Below are 14,570 nucleotides of genomic sequence, written 5' to 3'. Positions count from 1 at the left end.
ATGAATCCTTATCAAAGTCGTGGGCGTTGGATTGTTTGGCTCTCTTTTCTTATTGCACTTGTTTTGCAGATTATGCCGTGGCCAGAACAGTTGGAAGTGTATCGACCTATTTGGCCAATGTTGTTTCTGATTTATTGGATAACTGCGATCCCTCATCGTGTCAGTGTAGGAACTGCATTTGTATTGGGTATGGTTATGGACTTAGTCCAAGGAACAACCTTAGGTGTGAATGCTCTGGCTTATACGTTAGTGAGTTATGTTATTGCTTTTAAATACCAACTTTTTTGTAATTTAGCGTTATGGCAACAAGCCTTAGTGATAATGTTTAGTGTGGTTGTTGTCGATCTTACTGTATTTTGGGCAGAATTTTTACTTTCACCAGTGACTTTTCACCCTCAAGTATTCTGGAATAGCCCAGTCAGTGGTATTCTTTGGCCATGGCTTTATTTTTTACTTCGCAAAGTCCGTCACCAGTTTTCTGTTCACTAAGTTAATTGGCTCATGGCGGTCTCTTTTGCGTTACCGTCATGAGGACATTATCTGTGACCACGCTTTATCTTGCATCCAGCTCACCAAGAAGACGTGAACTTCTCGCGTTATTAGATGTTGAGTTTAGTATTATCACTCCGGCTATTGATGAAATTTGGCAACAAGGTGAAACACCAGAAGATTATGTCCTTCGTTTAGCAAAAGAAAAGTCACAAGAAGGTGTGCGACAAGCACCCTATGATTATCCTGTTTTAGGTTCTGATACCATTGTGGTTCATGATGGTCATATTCTTGAAAAACCGCGTGATAAAGCCCATGCAGCACAAATTTTACGTTCACTCTCAGGTGCAACTCATCAAGTAATGACGGCAATTGCTATCTCTAATAAAACTCGTACATTGAGTCAATTAGTTGTCACACAAGTCACTTTTCGAGAGATGACAGCGAGTGAGATTAGCGCGTATATTGAGTCAGGAGAGCCAATGGATAAAGCTGGCGCTTATGGTATTCAAGGAAAAGGAGGCCGTTTTGTTCAACGGATTGAGGGGAGTTATCATGCTGTTGTTGGATTACCTCTTGTTGAAACTGAAGCATTGATAGCTCAATTTTCGTCTCTAGCCAATGAGAAGGAGATTTCATGACAGCAGAGTTATTAGTGAATGTGACGCCATCTGAAACTCGGGTTGCTTATATTCGTGGAGGCATACTTCAAGAAATTCATGTCGAAAGAGAAGCGAAACGAGGTATCGTCGGAAACATCTACAAAGGTCGGGTAAGTCGCGTATTACCTGGGATGCAAGCTGCATTTATTGACATCGGGCTAGATAAAGCCGCTTTTCTACATGCTTCTGATATTATGCCTCACACTGAATGTATTGCAGGTGAAGAGCAGAAAAAGTTTAATGTTCGTGATATTGCGCAATTAGTCCACCAAGGCCAAGATTTAATTGTACAAGTGGTTAAAGATCCTTTAGGAACAAAAGGCGCCCGCCTGACTACGGATATTACATTGCCTTCCCGTTATTTAGTGTTTATGCCTGGTGCGTCTCATGTGGGTGTTTCTCAGCGAATTGATAGTGAAGAAGAGCGCGAGCGTTTAAAGCAACTCGTTGAAGAGTATTGCGATGAAAATGGAGGCTTTATTATTCGTACCGCCGCCGAAGGTGTTGGCGAGCATGAAATTAAGCAAGATGCCGCTTTTCTTAAGCGCTTGTGGAATAAAATTATTGAGCGTAAGAAAAGAAATAAAACCCGCATTCAAATTTATGGCGAATTAGCTTTAGCACAGCGCATTTTACGTGACTTTGCAGGCTCTGAATTAGATAGCATACGTGTTGATTCTAAATTAACTTATAATCAACTACAGGAATTTATTGGTGAATACATTCCTGAATTAACCGCTAAACTTGAATTGCACCAAGGAAATCAACCTATTTTCGATCTCTATGGTGTTGAAAATGAAATTCAACGGGCTTTAGAGCGTAAAGTTGAATTAAAGTCAGGTGGTTACCTCATTATCGATCAAACTGAAGCAATGACGACGATTGATATTAATACAGGGGCTTTTGTTGGTCATCGAAATTTAGAAGAAACCATTTTTAATACTAATATTGAGGCAAGCCAAGCCATTGCTCGTCAATTACGGTTACGTAACTTAGGCGGTATCATTATTATTGATTTTATTGATATGAATAATGATGAACATAAACGTAGAGTATTGGCATCACTTGAACAAGCTTTAAGTAAAGATAGAGTGAAAACGACCATTAATGGTTTTTCTCAACTCGGCTTAGTGGAAATGACACGTAAAAGAACACGAGAAAGTCTTGAGCATGTGCTTTGTGATGACTGCCCAACTTGCCAAGGGCGAGGTACGGTAAAATCAGTTGAAACAGTCTGCTATGAAATTTTACGTGAGATAGTGCGTGTACATAAAACGATTGATGCAGATCGCTTCTTAGTTTATGCCTCTACGGCGGTTGCTGATGCGTTAAAAGGTGATGAATCTCATGCATTAGCAGAGGTTGAAATTTTCGTGGGTAAGCAAGTAAAAGTGCAAACTGAGCTACTCTATAGTCAGGAGCAATTTGATGTGGTGATGATGTAATGGAGTCGCCTTCCTAATGAATATGATGGCAGAAAGGAGACAAAAATGAAGCGGCTACCTAAATACCTGTTAGTGATAACAGTTTTTTGCCTCATCGTTTTTGCCTTGGTGTTAAGCGGGTTTCGTTATTTTCTGCCTCGTTTAGATAATTATCGCCCTGAAATAGAAACGTATTTAACAAAACAACTTAATAGCCCTGTTTCAATAACGAAAATTAATGGGGAATGGCAGAATTTTGGCCCAGATATTCATATTAAAGGGCTTAATATTAAGAATAAAGATGTCAACATTAACGCAGAAAAAGTGACTTTTTCTTTTGATGTGTGGCGTTCATTATTGACTTTTCGTCCTCATTTTCGTGAACTGACCTTTGAGCAATTAGATGTCAATTACCAACGCCCTATTTTTACTGGGCAAAGTGGCGATATTACGCTAACTGCACCTGATGATATTTCTTCGCTTTTTCTTGAACAGTTCGATCGCTTTAAGCTAGTCAAAAGCCGTTTTATTTTTCTAACCCCTTCAGGTGATACCAGTACATTATATGTTCCTGAATTGATGTGGCTAAATCAAAAACAACGCCACCGTGCTCAAGGTGAAGTCACCCTTGACACACCAGTTAATCACTATGGTGGTTTAAAAGTTCGCCTCGACCTCTATACCACGAATGAAGGTTTAATTGATAATGGTAAGGTATTTCTTACTGCCGATGATATTGATATTTCTCCTTGGCTTAGCCAGTGGGTAAAAAATAATAGTGGTTTAGGTGAAGCTAAAGCAAGCTTATCAAATTGGATTGAAATCACTAAAGGCCGTATTACGGGAAGCCAATTACAAATTCATCAAGGTGAAATGGATTGGCGTAGTGAAGGCACTTCACATGTATTAAATGTTGAAGACTTAATTTTACGCATGAGAAGACAAGAAAATGGTTGGCTTGCTGATATTCCTTATACTCGAAAAATTACCATGGATGGTGAAGAGTGGCCTGATGGCTATTTAGCCGTTCTTTATCAACCGAAAGAAAAACAACATGATGAAGCATGGCGTATTAGAGCTAAAAATATCGAGTTAGATAGGCTGTATGCATTGTTGCCATTATTTTCGTTTTTAACGCCTGATTTTGTACGTCAGTGGCAGTATCGCCAATTTTCTGGTGTGGTTAATGATTTTGCCTTAGATCTTACACCTGAACACTTCGAGCAAAGTGCGATTAATCTCTCTTGGGAAAATGTAGGTTGGAAGCGCTGGCAAGAGATCCCATCAGTGCAACATTTCAGCGGGCAATTAAAAGGGAGTATGCAAAGTGGTGAGTTTAACTTTGCCCTAGCGGACAGTGAAATAGATACTGGCGAATTATTTAAAGCACCACTAAATATCGAAAAAGGAAAAGGAACACTTTATTGGCAACATTCTGGGGATAATTTGTCACTTTGGGGCCAAGGACTCGATATTCAAGCAACATCAGCATGGGTTGCGGGAGATTTTCGTTATGAAAAGCAAGGTGAAGATCAGCGACTTTCTATTTTATCAGGCGTAAGAGTGACCAATGCTGGCGATACATGGCGCTATCTGCCAGAAAAGTATGTTGGTAAAGAACTTACTCGATATCTTTCAGATGCGATTATTGCGGGTAATATCGACAATGGAACATTTATCTTCCATGGTGATCCGGCAGATTTTCCTTTTGATAACCACAAAGGGTGGTTTCAAGTTTATGCCCCTGTTAAACATGCTACGTTTAAATTTGATAGTGAATGGCCCGCATTATTCGATCTCGATATTAATCTAGATTTTAAAAATGATGGATTATGGATGTCATCGTCAGAAGCGAAAGTAGGTAACGCAACAGCGACAAATTTAAGTGCGGTGATTGAAAGCTATCGACAAGAAAAGATCTTAATTAATGCGAATATTCAAGCAACAGGGGATGAACTAAAAGAGTATTTCTTAGATTCTCAAATGGCGAGCATTGGTCATACGCTTGAAGAACTTAAAGTGGCAGGAAAAATTAATGGCACATTGAAGCTTGATATTCCTTTTGATGGTGATGATGTTGTTGCATCTGGCGAGATAAATTTAAAAAATAATGATGTCACATTGAATTTTATGGATACCACGTTAAAGGGTGTTAGCGGGCAATTTCGTTACCATAATGACAAACTTGAAAGTGATACCTTAACAGCCAATTGGTTTGGCCAGCCACTCGCATTTTCATTTACAAGCCATAATACTACGGATAATTATCAAGTAGATGTAGGCTTAAAAGGCCAATGGGATATTCAAAAAATTCAGGGATTGCCTAGCGATATTCAGCAGAAATTTAGTGGTGTATTCCCATGGAGTGGCAACGTTAATGTTAAGATCCCCGAAAAAGGTGATGTCGATTATCAAGTTGATTTAACAGGGAATATCAATACATTAAAAAGTAAATTAACAGTACCTGAAACTCAAGACTTAAAAAACTCTTCCCCTATTGTGATTTCAGCAAATGGTAATAGTGAAACCTTGACGGTGAATGCTAACGCTGAAAAACAGTGGAAACTTAATAGCCAATGGGGATTAGGCAAACAACTTCGTTTATTACAAGGCAACCTTGTTTCTTCTACTCTCAAATTACCTGAGTTAAGCTCACAACAGCGTTTAACCATTGCTCTTAAGGAACTAGAAGGAGATAAGTGGTTACCGACATTAATCGCGTTTTCATCATTAACACCTTCTGAAAATGCAGTGAGTTTCCCTGATAATGTGCATGTCAGTTTACCCGATTTAAATTTTGCTGGGCAAAAATGGAATAACCCACAAACTGAAATTATGCGAGTTAGTGATGGTGTAAAATTAGCATTTTCGGGAAGCGAATTACGAGGCGATGTATTTATTCCTGAAACATCGGCACCTTGGCAAGTAAATATTAATTATCTCTATTTTAATGGTGCTTCCACTTCTCAAGAAGAAAAACCATTAAAAATGGCAAACACTTCTGATGTGAATGCATTGAAGTTTTCAGTTAAAAACATTCCTTCTATTGATTTTGAGTGCCGAGAATGTTGGGTAAATGGCTTGCTTTTAGGGAGAATTGAAGGCTCGTTAAAACAAAATCAGGGTGCTTTATTTCTAACTGACGGTAAGTTGGAAAATAGCAGCGGTGAATTGTCTGTTAATGGTGTGTGGTCTGAAGATAATGCAGGTAATAATACGACGAAGTTAATAGGTAAATTAAAAGCGGAAGAAATTGATGAAATGGCCGCTTATTTCGGTTTTATTATTCCTATTATCCAGTCCCCACTTTCTGCTGATTTTTCATTACAATGGCGTGATACGCCGTGGAATTTTACTATTGCGAACTTAAATGGTGATATTAAATCTGTTTTAGGCAAAGGACGCATAGAGAAAGTCGATGTAGGACAAGCGGGTAAATTACTACGACTAGTAAGTTTTGACGCGCTTTTACGTAAATTGCAGTTTGATTTTAGAGATACTTTCAGTGAGCATTTTGAATATGATTCGATTAAAAGTGAAATTACGATTAATCAAGGTATTATGAATGCAGAAAGTGTTCGTGTTGATGGTGTTATTGCTGATATTGCGATAAGTGGGAAAGTGGATTTACTTGAACGTAAAATGGATCTACAAGTTGTAGTTACCCCTGAGATTTCAGCTACAGTCGGTGTTGCTACGGCTTTCGCAATAAACCCTATTGCAGGCGCCGCAGTTTTTGCGGCATCAAAAGTTCTGGGACCACTTTGGAGTAAGATTTCAGTTATCCGTTATCATGTGACCGGAACTATGGAACAACCCAAAATTGACGAAGTACTGCGTCAGCTTAAGGAGAATCAGGCGTTATGAAAAAAGTTAATGTCGCACTTTTGCAACTTTGTAGCGGAAAAAATACAAAAAATAATCTGGCGCAAATCGAGCAACAGATTAAGCAATTACCCGATTCAGTGAAGCTGGTATTAACACCTGAAAATGCGTTACTTTTTTCGAACTCTAAAGATTATCATAAACACGCTGAAATTCAGGGTGATGGGCCATTGCAAAATGCAATCGCTAAAATGGCTCAGCGTTACAAAGTGTGGATCTTAGTGGGTTCTATGCCTTTGATTAGTCGAGACTCTTCAGATCAAATTACCAGCAGTAGTTTGGTCTTTGATGATGAAGGCGTTATTCGTGCTCGTTATGATAAAATTCATATGTTTGATGTGAGTATTGACGATGAACAGGGCGAATATAATGAGTCTTCTATTTATCAACGTGGTGAACGCCTAACCGTAGTTGATACCCCTGTCGGAAAATTAGGTTTAACTATCTGTTATGACCTCCGTTTCCCAGGTATTTTCCAAGCATTAAGAGAGAAAGGTGCAGAGATTATTTCTGTACCAGCGGCCTTTACTCGTTTAACGGGAAAAGCACACTGGGAGCCTTTATTACGTGCTCGCGCGATTGAGAATCAGTGTATTATCTTAGCGCCTGCACAAGTGGGTACACATGATACGCGCCGGACTTGGGGTCATACCATGGCGATTGATGGTTGGGGTAAAGTCTTGAAAAAGAACCCTGATGCTGTCAGTGCGCTAACACTCAATGTTGGTGTCGAGAGTTTACACGGTATGCGTGAACAGATCCGGGTCGTGAAACATAACCGCTTTCGCCCGAAACTGACCCACTTAATCAAAAAAGTTAAGGACAAAGAATAATTATGAGTTTAGCTGTTGTCAGCGAAAGTCTGTTGGAAGCAAACAAACTTAGTTTAGATGATTTAGCATCAACACTAGAGCAGCTTGCACAGCGTCAAATTGATTATGGTGATCTTTATTTTCAATCAAGTTACCACGAAGCTTGGATACTTGATGATCAGATTATTAAAGATGGCTCTTATAATATTGATCAAGGGGTTGGTGTCAGAGCAATTTATGGTGAAAAAACCGGTTTTGCTTATGCTGACCAATTAACGCTTAACGCACTGAATCAAAGTGCGCACGCCGCGCGAAGCATTGTTCAGGCTAAGGGTAATGGTCGTATCCATACTTTAGGTGCTATTCAACATTCTCCGCTGTACAGCTTAAATGATCCGTTACAAAGCCTTTCTCGTGAAGAAAAAATTGCACTATTGCATGAAGTAGATAAAGTTGCGCGTGCTGAAGATAAGCGTGTTAAACAGGTTAATGCATCATTAACAGGTGTTTATGAACATGTGCTTGTTGCTGCAACCGATGGCACATTAGCAGCCGATGTGCGTCCTTTAGTTCGTCTTTCTGTCAGCGTGCTGGTGGAAGAAGATGGCAAACGTGAACGTGGTGCAAGTGGTGGTGGTGGTCGCTTTGGTTATGACTACTTTTTAATGAAAGTTGACGGTGAAAGCCACGCTGTGACTTATGCGCGTGAAGCGGTGCGGATGGCATTAGTGAATTTATCTGCAATTGCAGCACCAGCTGGAACAATGCCTGTAGTACTAGGTGCAGGATGGCCAGGCGTGTTATTACATGAAGCTGTTGGGCATGGTTTAGAAGGTGACTTCAACCGTCGTGAAACCTCTGTATTTTCAGGCCGCCTTGGTGAAAAAGTCACTTCTGAGCTTTGTACTATTGTCGATGATGGCACAATTGAAGGACGTCGTGGCTCTGTTGCTATTGATGATGAAGGTGTTCCGGGGCAATACAATGTGTTAATCGAAAACGGTATCTTAAAAGGTTATATGCAAGATAAGATGAACGCTCGTTTAATGGGGGTTGCACCGACAGGAAATGGTCGGCGTGAGTCTTATGCACATCTTCCTATGCCTCGTATGACTAATACTTACATGCTGGCGGGTAAATCGTCACCAGAAGAGATTATTGCAAGTGTTGATCGTGGTATTTATGCACCTAATTTTGGTGGTGGTCAGGTTGATATTACATCGGGTAAATTTGTTTTCTCAACATCTGAAGCTTATTTAATTGAAAACGGAAAGATAACAAAACCGATTAAAGGGGCAACGTTGATTGGTTCAGGTATTGAAGCCATGCAACAAGTCTCAATGGTGGGTAATGATCTTGCGTTAGACAAGGGGGTCGGAGTTTGTGGTAAAGAAGGACAAAGCCTACCTGTTGGCGTTGGTCAACCAACCTTGAAGCTGGATAAAATCACGGTAGGTGGTACGGCTTAATTATTGCTATCGTTATTTAGGCGTATTTATTAAACTCCATCAATTGATGGAGTTTTTTATCATGAAGGTGTTAATTTATGGGTAAACGTTTATTACCAGTTATTATTGTTATTGCTGTTTTATTTGGTGTTCTTTATAAGGGCTTGCTTCCCGAAAGTGAAACATCAGTATCTTCATCGTCAATTTCTATTCCACCATCATCTAGCAATAGCACCAATAAACCGGCACAAATTCCACTGTCTATCGATGAAAAAACGCAAGCTAGTGCAGTGGCTAATTATTTACAACGTCATCAACAACTACCTGATTTTTATCTCACTAAAAAACAAGCAAGAGAAAAGGGCTGGAATGCAAAAGCAGGTAATTTGTGTGAAGTATTACCAGGAAGGGCTATTGGTGGCGATCGCTTTATGAACCGTGAAAAACAGTTACCCGAAGAAGCGGGACGTCAGTGGTATGAAGCCGATGTAAATTATCAATGTGGTCATCGAGGTAGTGATAGATTGCTCTATTCGAATGACGGGCTAATTTATGTCACCACGGATCATTATCGTACAATGACAAAAGTGGCTCCTTAATGAAACAGGTTATTTTTGATTTTAAGATGCTGGCAGATAGAGATGCCTTTTATCGGGATTTTGCATTGCAATTTCAGTTAGATGAACATTTTGGTAATAACTTAGATGCATTATGGGATGTGTTAATGGGAGAAATTGAATTACCAGTAAAAATCATTTTTAAGCATTTACCTCATCATTCTAGTGATTTTCAGCCTTTAGTTGAGTTAATGCAAGATGCACAAAACGAACTAGGTAAAGCATTATTGAGCTTTAGTTGTGAGCATAAAAATCAAAAATAGCAAAGTATAGAAACAGACACCTGAAAATCGCAGTCGTAATATCGTTTTACACTGCGTTTTCAGGAGGATCAGGTTTTATGCTGATTCTGATAAATCTTTTAGATATTGAAATAATAAGCGAAATGATTTTGGTGGTTTATTTGCTTCTTTCTCTTTTTTAGCATTACGAATAAGTGTACGTAATTGCTGGCGATCAGCCATTGGGTAAAGAGCGACGACTTCTTCAATCACCTCATTGCCACCTTCGACAAGGCGAATTCGCAGATCTTCTAATTTATGGAGCACTAAGATCTGTTGGTTGTGGCGGTTTTTTAGTTTATCAAGCGCTTGGCGGATCGGATCTTCATCCACATTGCGCAGTAATTTTCCGATATATTGAATTTGGCGACGGCGCGCTTCACGCTGTACTTTTTGTGCTAATTGAATAGAGGCTAATAATTTCTCATCTAATGGCACACGCTCTAATTCTTGCGCACTTAATTCCACTAATTCAGTGCCTAGTTTTTTGAGCGCTTCAGCATCACGTTTAATTTCGCTTTTGCTGACCCAGATAATTTCTTCCTCCTCTTCCTCTTCTGACGAAGTATCGTCAAATTCAGGATTGAGGTAATGCCACTCTTCAGGCTGCTTTGCCATAATAAAAATTCCTGTTGCAGAGTAAGCCGGGAGTGTGATTTGGTGAATGACCAAAAGCCCGACGGGTGATAACATTCATATATCTTCTATTGTAACTGGGAAAATCGCTTGTTGACCACCTGTCAATTGATTTACTTTGCTAAAAATAAGTAAAAAGTGGAGTTCTCCTTAGGAAAAATGGTTCTCAATGAATAATTCAGATCAGGTAAAACAGCTTGAAGACGCCGTCTCGCTTGCATTGGAGCTGGCGGAAAAACTGTGTGACAGTGCAGAAGTTGCTATTAATAAATCCACAGGTATTAGTGTTAGTACACGTTATGGTGAAGTTGAAAATGTTGAATTTAACAGTGATGGCGCATTAGGCATTACTGTTTATCAACAACAACGCAAAGGCAGTGCTTCTTCTACCGATTTAAGTCCTGATGCGATTAAACGTGCAGTACAAGCTGCGGTGGATATTGCGCGCTATACTTCAGTTGATCCTTATGCAGGCCCAGCTGATAAAGAGTTATTAGCGTTTGATGCACCTTTCCTTGATCTATACCATCCAACTGATGTGACTGCAGATAAGGCAATAGAGCTGGCTTCAAGAGCAGAAAAAGCAGCATTAGACAGTGATAGCCGAATTATTAATACCGAAGGGGGCAGTTTTAATAGCCACAGTGGAACTCGTGTATTTGGAAATAGTCTTGGCTTATTAAAAAGCTATTCATCTTCGCGTTATTCGATGTCGAGTTGTGTGATTGCTCGTGATGGTGAAGATATGGAGCGCGATTACGCTTATACCATTAGCCGTCGTTTTGATGATCTAGCATCTCCTGAATGGGTAGGGCAGGAATGTGCCCGTCGTACTTTATCACGTCTCGCCCCTCGTAAACTCCCAACCATGAAAGCCCCTGTTATTTTTGCGGCTGATGTTGCGACAGGTATTTTTGGTCATTTAGTTGCGGCAATTAGCGGTAGTATGATTTACCGTGAATCTTCTTGCCTACTAGATAGTTTGGGCAAACAAATTTTCCCTCAATGGCTCAATATTCAAGAGCGTCCTCACTTAATGAGAGGTTTGGCATCAACACCATTTGATAGCGAAGGTGTGCGCACAACCGATGCCGACATTATTAAAGATGGTATTTTACAAGAGTGGCTATTAACTACTTATTCAGCAAGAAAGTTAGGTTTAAAAAGTAATGGCCATGCTGGTGGTATTCATAACTGGTATATACCAGGACAAGGTCTATCATTTGATGCACTGTTAAAAGAGATGGGAACAGGGTTAGTTGTTACGGAATTGATGGGGCAAGGTGTCAGTACCGTGACGGGTGATTATTCTCGTGGTGCAAGCGGTTTTTGGGTTGAGAATGGTGAAATTCAATATCCTGTTAGTGAGGTGACTATTGCCGGCAATTTAAAAGATATGTGGGCAAATATTGCTACTATAGGTGATGATATTGAGATGCGTAGTAATGTTCAGTGTGGATCGTTGTTATTACCAGAAATGAGTATTGCAGGTGAGTAAATTTTAGATACTCCTCACAACCTTTAATCTCAGCCCGCAATGGGCTGAGATACCGCGTTTATCTGTGTGCTTTTCAATTTGAGAAGATAAAAATAAGACGCGAACCATCAGCTCTGTTTAACGGTGTAATTCACCAGCAGCTTCAGGTTGGTATAAAATTTCTAATACTTTAACCTTAGTTTCAAGGCCATTAGGCAGCTTCCAACTGATCTCGTCACCAATTGCTAAACCCAGTAGCGCAGCACCCATTGGTGCCATGACTGAAAGTTCAGTGGTGCTGTCTTTTAATGAAGCGGGATACACTAAAGTACGAGTACGCTCTTCATTGTTTTTTAAGTCCATAAAGCGGACTTTGCTGTTCATTGTGACAATGTTAGCAGGGATATCAGCTGGTGTAACAATGTCAGCACGATCTAATTCTTCATTCAAGGCTTCAGCAATAGGGCTATCTGCAAAGGCAGGTTGCTCTAGCAATGAATCTAAACGTTCAGCATCAAGTTCGTTGATGATAATTGTTGGCTTTGTCATACCACACTCCAATTTATTCCAATGCAAAACAACACCCCCACGGGGAAGGTGGGGGTGTTGTTAAACTCATATAAGTGATAATAGGCGGTTCTGTATAAAAAAGAAAGAGACCATGATCACAGTCTCTTTCGGGTTATTTAGTTAAGAAATGCTAATCTATTGTTTTCTATTACGATTATTCTTCATCAAACCCAGATTCAAATAATGCAATAATAGCATCAATAGCTTCATTTTCGTCACAACCTGTCACTTCTATATCAATTTGACTGCCTTGCTCTGAATCTAACATCAGCATAGCAATCACACTATCAGCTTGCGCTTCAACCCCTTCGCTATTGCGTAAAATTACTGTTGATTGAAATGTTTTCACTAAATCAAACAACTTCATCGCCGGCCTTGCATGCATGCCGAGTCGATTTTTTATCGCAACTTGTCGGTATTGGGTCATTTACGTTTTTCTAGTGTTCTGTGTCGTGATTGTACGTTTTTCCCTCTGGAACGGAAATAGTCGGCAAGTTGTTCTGCAACATAAACAGAACGGTGTTTACCACCCGTACAACCAATCGCAACCGTCAAGTAGCTACGGTTATTGGTTTCTAACATCGGTAACCAGAGTTCAAGATAGCTTCTGGTTTGATAAATAAAATTATGAACTTCGGTGTGCCTATCTAAAAATGCCGCAACAGGGCGATCGAGGCCTGTCATCGGACGCAGCTTTGGATCCCAATGTGGGTTTGGTAAGAAACGCACATCAAAAACATAATCTGCATCAATAGGGATACCATGCTTAAATCCAAAGGATTCAAAGACCATAGTCAATTCACGCTCACGCTTACCTAGTAAGCGAGTACGTAACATTTCTGCTAGCTCATGAACTGACATTTCTGACGTATCAATGATGAGATCTGCGCGTGATCGTAATGGCTCAAGCAGATCACTTTCGGTATCAATTGCCACTTCTAATGAAAGGTTTTTGGTCGAAAGTGGGTGCAAGCGTCGTGTATCACTATAACGACGAATTAAAGTATTTCTATCTGCGTCTAAAAATAAGAGTTGTGGAGAATATTCAGCGGGTAAACTTTCCAGCGCTTTTTCGAAGATCTCCGGCGACTCTGGCATATTTCGGACATCAATACTGACTGCGGCAGCAGAAGCATCACGTTCAGCCAGTGTTTTTGCGAGCTCAGGTAAAAGATCAACAGGCAAGTTATCAACACAATAAAATCCCATGTCTTCAAGCGCACGCAAAGCGACTGACTTACCTGAACCAGAGCGTCCGCTGACTATCATCAGCACCATGAGGTAGCTCCCCTATAATTTCCCAGTGATGAATATCATTCCACTGTATGCTATTCGCGTCCCAACAAACCCGTAGGGGTTATTCTGTGATAATCTGATAAAGCTCTTCATCACTTTGTGCGGAGCGTAGTCGGCGGCATAAGTTTTTGTCTGCCAACTGTTTTGCAATCAAAGACAGTGTGTGTAAATGTTCCTTGCACTGTGTTGCAGGAACGAGTAATGCGAACAACAAATCGACAGGTTGATTATCAATAGCGTCGAAGGCAATAGGTTCGCTTAGGTGAAGAAACACACCAACTACTTTTTCTGTTTCATCACTTTCAATACGTCCATGAGGGATAGCTAAACCACCCCCAATCCCTGTTGTACCGACTTTTTCACGCGTCAGTAAGGCTTCAAATATCAGTGTTTCGGGTAAATTAAGTGCTTTTGCCGCATTTTCACTGATAATTTCTAACGCGCGCTTTTTACTCGTGCAATGTACATCATTATGTGTACATGCCAGAGAAAGTACGTCGCTAATATTCATCTTTGTATCGTTGTTCATTGTCTTATTCACTTAGACCAGCAAACCAGATGCCACAAAGTGACACCTGGTTTTTTGTTACTGATATTGATTAGGCGTTGGCTTGAACCGAGTCATAAACAACGCAGTAACTTCGCCGATTGTATCCCCATTTCGTAATGGGAAATGAATTAATGTTGTCTCAGTTTATCTTTGTGTTTGGTTAATTGACGAGCCAGTTTATCCATTAATCCATCAATTGCTGCGTACATATCTTCTGCTTCAGCAGAGGCATGTAATTCACCGCCATTAACTTGAATGGTCGCTTCAGCGATTTTATTCACTTTCTCGACTTTCAGGATAACCTGAACGTTATTAATTTTGTCAAAGAACTGAGGTAATTTCGCGCTTTTTGCTTTGACGGTATCACGCAGAGCATCAGTTAATTCAATGTTATGACCAGTGATTTGAAGTTCCATAGTGTCT

General features: G+C 40.1%; 15 protein-coding genes. 9 read left to right on the top strand and 6 right to left on the bottom strand.

Annotated elements, in window-relative coordinates; all coding sequences use genetic code 11:
* From mreD to ABN256_RS06050, 8 genes are all read left to right on the top strand, one after another.
* Positions 1-489: a rod shape-determining protein MreD gene (mreD, locus tag ABN256_RS06085; RefSeq protein ID WP_109409251.1), complete on the top strand. Its 489-nt coding sequence runs from the start codon at positions 1-3 to the stop codon at positions 487-489.
* Positions 490-542: 53 nt separating this feature from the next.
* A complete protein-coding gene (locus tag ABN256_RS06080) occupies positions 543-1,130 on the top strand; it encodes a Maf family protein (protein ID WP_340894991.1) in 588 nt (195 codons plus the stop codon).
* The gene (rng, locus tag ABN256_RS06075) at positions 1,127-2,596 is read left to right on the top strand and encodes a ribonuclease G (RefSeq protein ID WP_072069784.1); all 1,470 of its coding nucleotides are present in this window, start codon (positions 1,127-1,129) and stop codon (positions 2,594-2,596) included. Before ABN256_RS06080 ends, rng begins: the two co-directional genes overlap by 4 nt.
* Before the next feature lie 45 nt (positions 2,597-2,641).
* Positions 2,642-6,442, top strand: coding sequence for an AsmA2 domain-containing protein YhdP (gene yhdP / locus ABN256_RS06070; protein WP_196554794.1), 3,801 nt, complete (start codon positions 2,642-2,644; stop codon positions 6,440-6,442).
* Positions 6,439-7,293, top strand: a complete 855-nt coding sequence (gene nit1, locus ABN256_RS06065) for a deaminated glutathione amidase (protein ID WP_072069783.1) — start codon at positions 6,439-6,441, stop codon at positions 7,291-7,293. The genes yhdP and nit1 overlap by 4 nt, the downstream gene beginning before the upstream one ends.
* Before the next feature lie 2 nt (positions 7,294-7,295).
* Positions 7,296-8,741 carry a metalloprotease TldD gene (gene tldD, locus ABN256_RS06060; RefSeq protein ID WP_072069782.1) on the top strand — a complete coding sequence of 482 codons (1,446 nt, stop codon included), beginning with the start codon at positions 7,296-7,298 and terminating at the stop codon, positions 8,739-8,741.
* A gap of 77 nt (positions 8,742-8,818) precedes the next feature.
* Positions 8,819-9,319 carry a ribonuclease gene (locus ABN256_RS06055; RefSeq protein WP_072069781.1) on the top strand — a complete coding sequence of 167 codons (501 nt, stop codon included), beginning with the start codon at positions 8,819-8,821 and terminating at the stop codon, positions 9,317-9,319.
* On the top strand, positions 9,319-9,600 hold the full coding sequence (locus ABN256_RS06050) for a barstar family protein (protein WP_072069780.1): 282 nt from the start codon (positions 9,319-9,321) through the stop codon (positions 9,598-9,600). Before ABN256_RS06055 ends, ABN256_RS06050 begins: the two co-directional genes overlap by 1 nt.
* A 75-nt stretch (positions 9,601-9,675) precedes the next feature.
* Here the strand turns inward: ABN256_RS06050 and yjgA are convergent, their stop codons facing one another.
* Positions 9,676-10,236 carry a ribosome biogenesis factor YjgA gene (gene yjgA, locus ABN256_RS06045; protein ID WP_072069864.1) on the bottom strand — a complete coding sequence of 187 codons (561 nt, stop codon included), beginning with the start codon at positions 10,234-10,236 and terminating at the stop codon, positions 9,676-9,678.
* 187 nt (positions 10,237-10,423) lie between these two features.
* On the opposite strand from yjgA, the gene pmbA reads away from it, so the two are divergent.
* Complete coding sequence (gene pmbA, locus ABN256_RS06040) at positions 10,424-11,752, top strand: metalloprotease PmbA (RefSeq protein WP_197269575.1); 1,329 nt, start codon at positions 10,424-10,426, stop codon at positions 11,750-11,752.
* Between the two features lie 117 nt (positions 11,753-11,869).
* Here pmbA and rnk read toward each other — a convergent pair whose 3' ends face one another.
* The 5 genes from rnk to hpf all read right to left on the bottom strand — a co-directional run bounded on the left by rnk (position 11,870) and on the right by hpf (position 14,563).
* Entirely contained in the window at positions 11,870-12,280 is a 411-nt protein-coding gene (gene rnk, locus ABN256_RS06035) for a nucleoside diphosphate kinase regulator (RefSeq protein ID WP_072069778.1), read from the bottom strand.
* A 175-nt stretch (positions 12,281-12,455) separates the two neighbouring features.
* Positions 12,456-12,728, bottom strand: coding sequence for a PTS phosphocarrier protein NPr (gene npr, locus ABN256_RS06030; RefSeq protein WP_072069777.1), 273 nt, complete (start codon positions 12,726-12,728; stop codon positions 12,456-12,458).
* Positions 12,725-13,579: an RNase adapter RapZ gene (gene rapZ, locus ABN256_RS06025; RefSeq protein WP_064718868.1), complete on the bottom strand. Its 855-nt coding sequence runs from the start codon at positions 13,577-13,579 to the stop codon at positions 12,725-12,727. Before rapZ ends, npr begins: the two co-directional genes overlap by 4 nt.
* A 79-nt stretch (positions 13,580-13,658) precedes the next feature.
* Positions 13,659-14,126, bottom strand: a complete 468-nt coding sequence (ptsN, locus tag ABN256_RS06020; RefSeq protein ID WP_023582879.1) for a PTS IIA-like nitrogen regulatory protein PtsN — start codon at positions 14,124-14,126, stop codon at positions 13,659-13,661.
* A gap of 149 nt (positions 14,127-14,275) precedes the next feature.
* Entirely contained in the window at positions 14,276-14,563 is a 288-nt protein-coding gene (hpf, locus tag ABN256_RS06015; RefSeq protein ID WP_036913954.1) for a ribosome hibernation promoting factor, read from the bottom strand.
* Positions 14,564-14,570: the final 7 nt, after the last annotated feature.

The sequence above is a fragment of the Proteus sp. fly-1008 genome (assembly GCF_040140305.1).
Taxonomy (GTDB): Bacteria; Pseudomonadota; Gammaproteobacteria; order Enterobacterales; family Enterobacteriaceae; genus Proteus; species Proteus vulgaris_B.
This window is presented reverse-complemented; position numbering and strand designations above follow the sequence as displayed.

Bases quoted from the DNA above. Each gene is read 5' to 3' on its own strand.
- mreD (WP_109409251.1), top strand. From the start codon at position 1: ATGAATCCTTATCAAAGTCGTGGGCGTTGGATTGTTTGGCTCTCTTTT.
- rng (WP_072069784.1), top strand. From the start codon at position 1,127: ATGACAGCAGAGTTATTAGTGAATGTGACGCCATCTGAAACTCGGGTT.
- yhdP (WP_196554794.1), top strand. From the start codon at position 2,642: ATGAAGCGGCTACCTAAATACCTGTTAGTGATAACAGTTTTTTGCCTC.
- nit1 (WP_072069783.1), top strand. From the start codon at position 6,439: ATGAAAAAAGTTAATGTCGCACTTTTGCAACTTTGTAGCGGAAAAAAT.
- tldD (WP_072069782.1), top strand. From the start codon at position 7,296: ATGAGTTTAGCTGTTGTCAGCGAAAGTCTGTTGGAAGCAAACAAACTT.
- ABN256_RS06055 (WP_072069781.1), top strand. From the start codon at position 8,819: ATGGGTAAACGTTTATTACCAGTTATTATTGTTATTGCTGTTTTATTT.
- ABN256_RS06050 (WP_072069780.1), top strand. From the start codon at position 9,319: ATGAAACAGGTTATTTTTGATTTTAAGATGCTGGCAGATAGAGATGCC.
- yjgA (WP_072069864.1), bottom strand. From the start codon at position 10,236: ATGGCAAAGCAGCCTGAAGAGTGGCATTACCTCAATCCTGAATTTGAC.
- pmbA (WP_197269575.1), top strand. From the start codon at position 10,424: ATGAATAATTCAGATCAGGTAAAACAGCTTGAAGACGCCGTCTCGCTT.
- rnk (WP_072069778.1), bottom strand. From the start codon at position 12,280: ATGACAAAGCCAACAATTATCATCAACGAACTTGATGCTGAACGTTTA.
- npr (WP_072069777.1), bottom strand. From the start codon at position 12,728: ATGACCCAATACCGACAAGTTGCGATAAAAAATCGACTCGGCATGCAT.
- rapZ (WP_064718868.1), bottom strand. From the start codon at position 13,579: ATGGTGCTGATGATAGTCAGCGGACGCTCTGGTTCAGGTAAGTCAGTC.
- ptsN (WP_023582879.1), bottom strand. From the start codon at position 14,126: ATGAACAACGATACAAAGATGAATATTAGCGACGTACTTTCTCTGGCA.
- hpf (WP_036913954.1), bottom strand. From the start codon at position 14,563: ATGGAACTTCAAATCACTGGTCATAACATTGAATTAACTGATGCTCTG.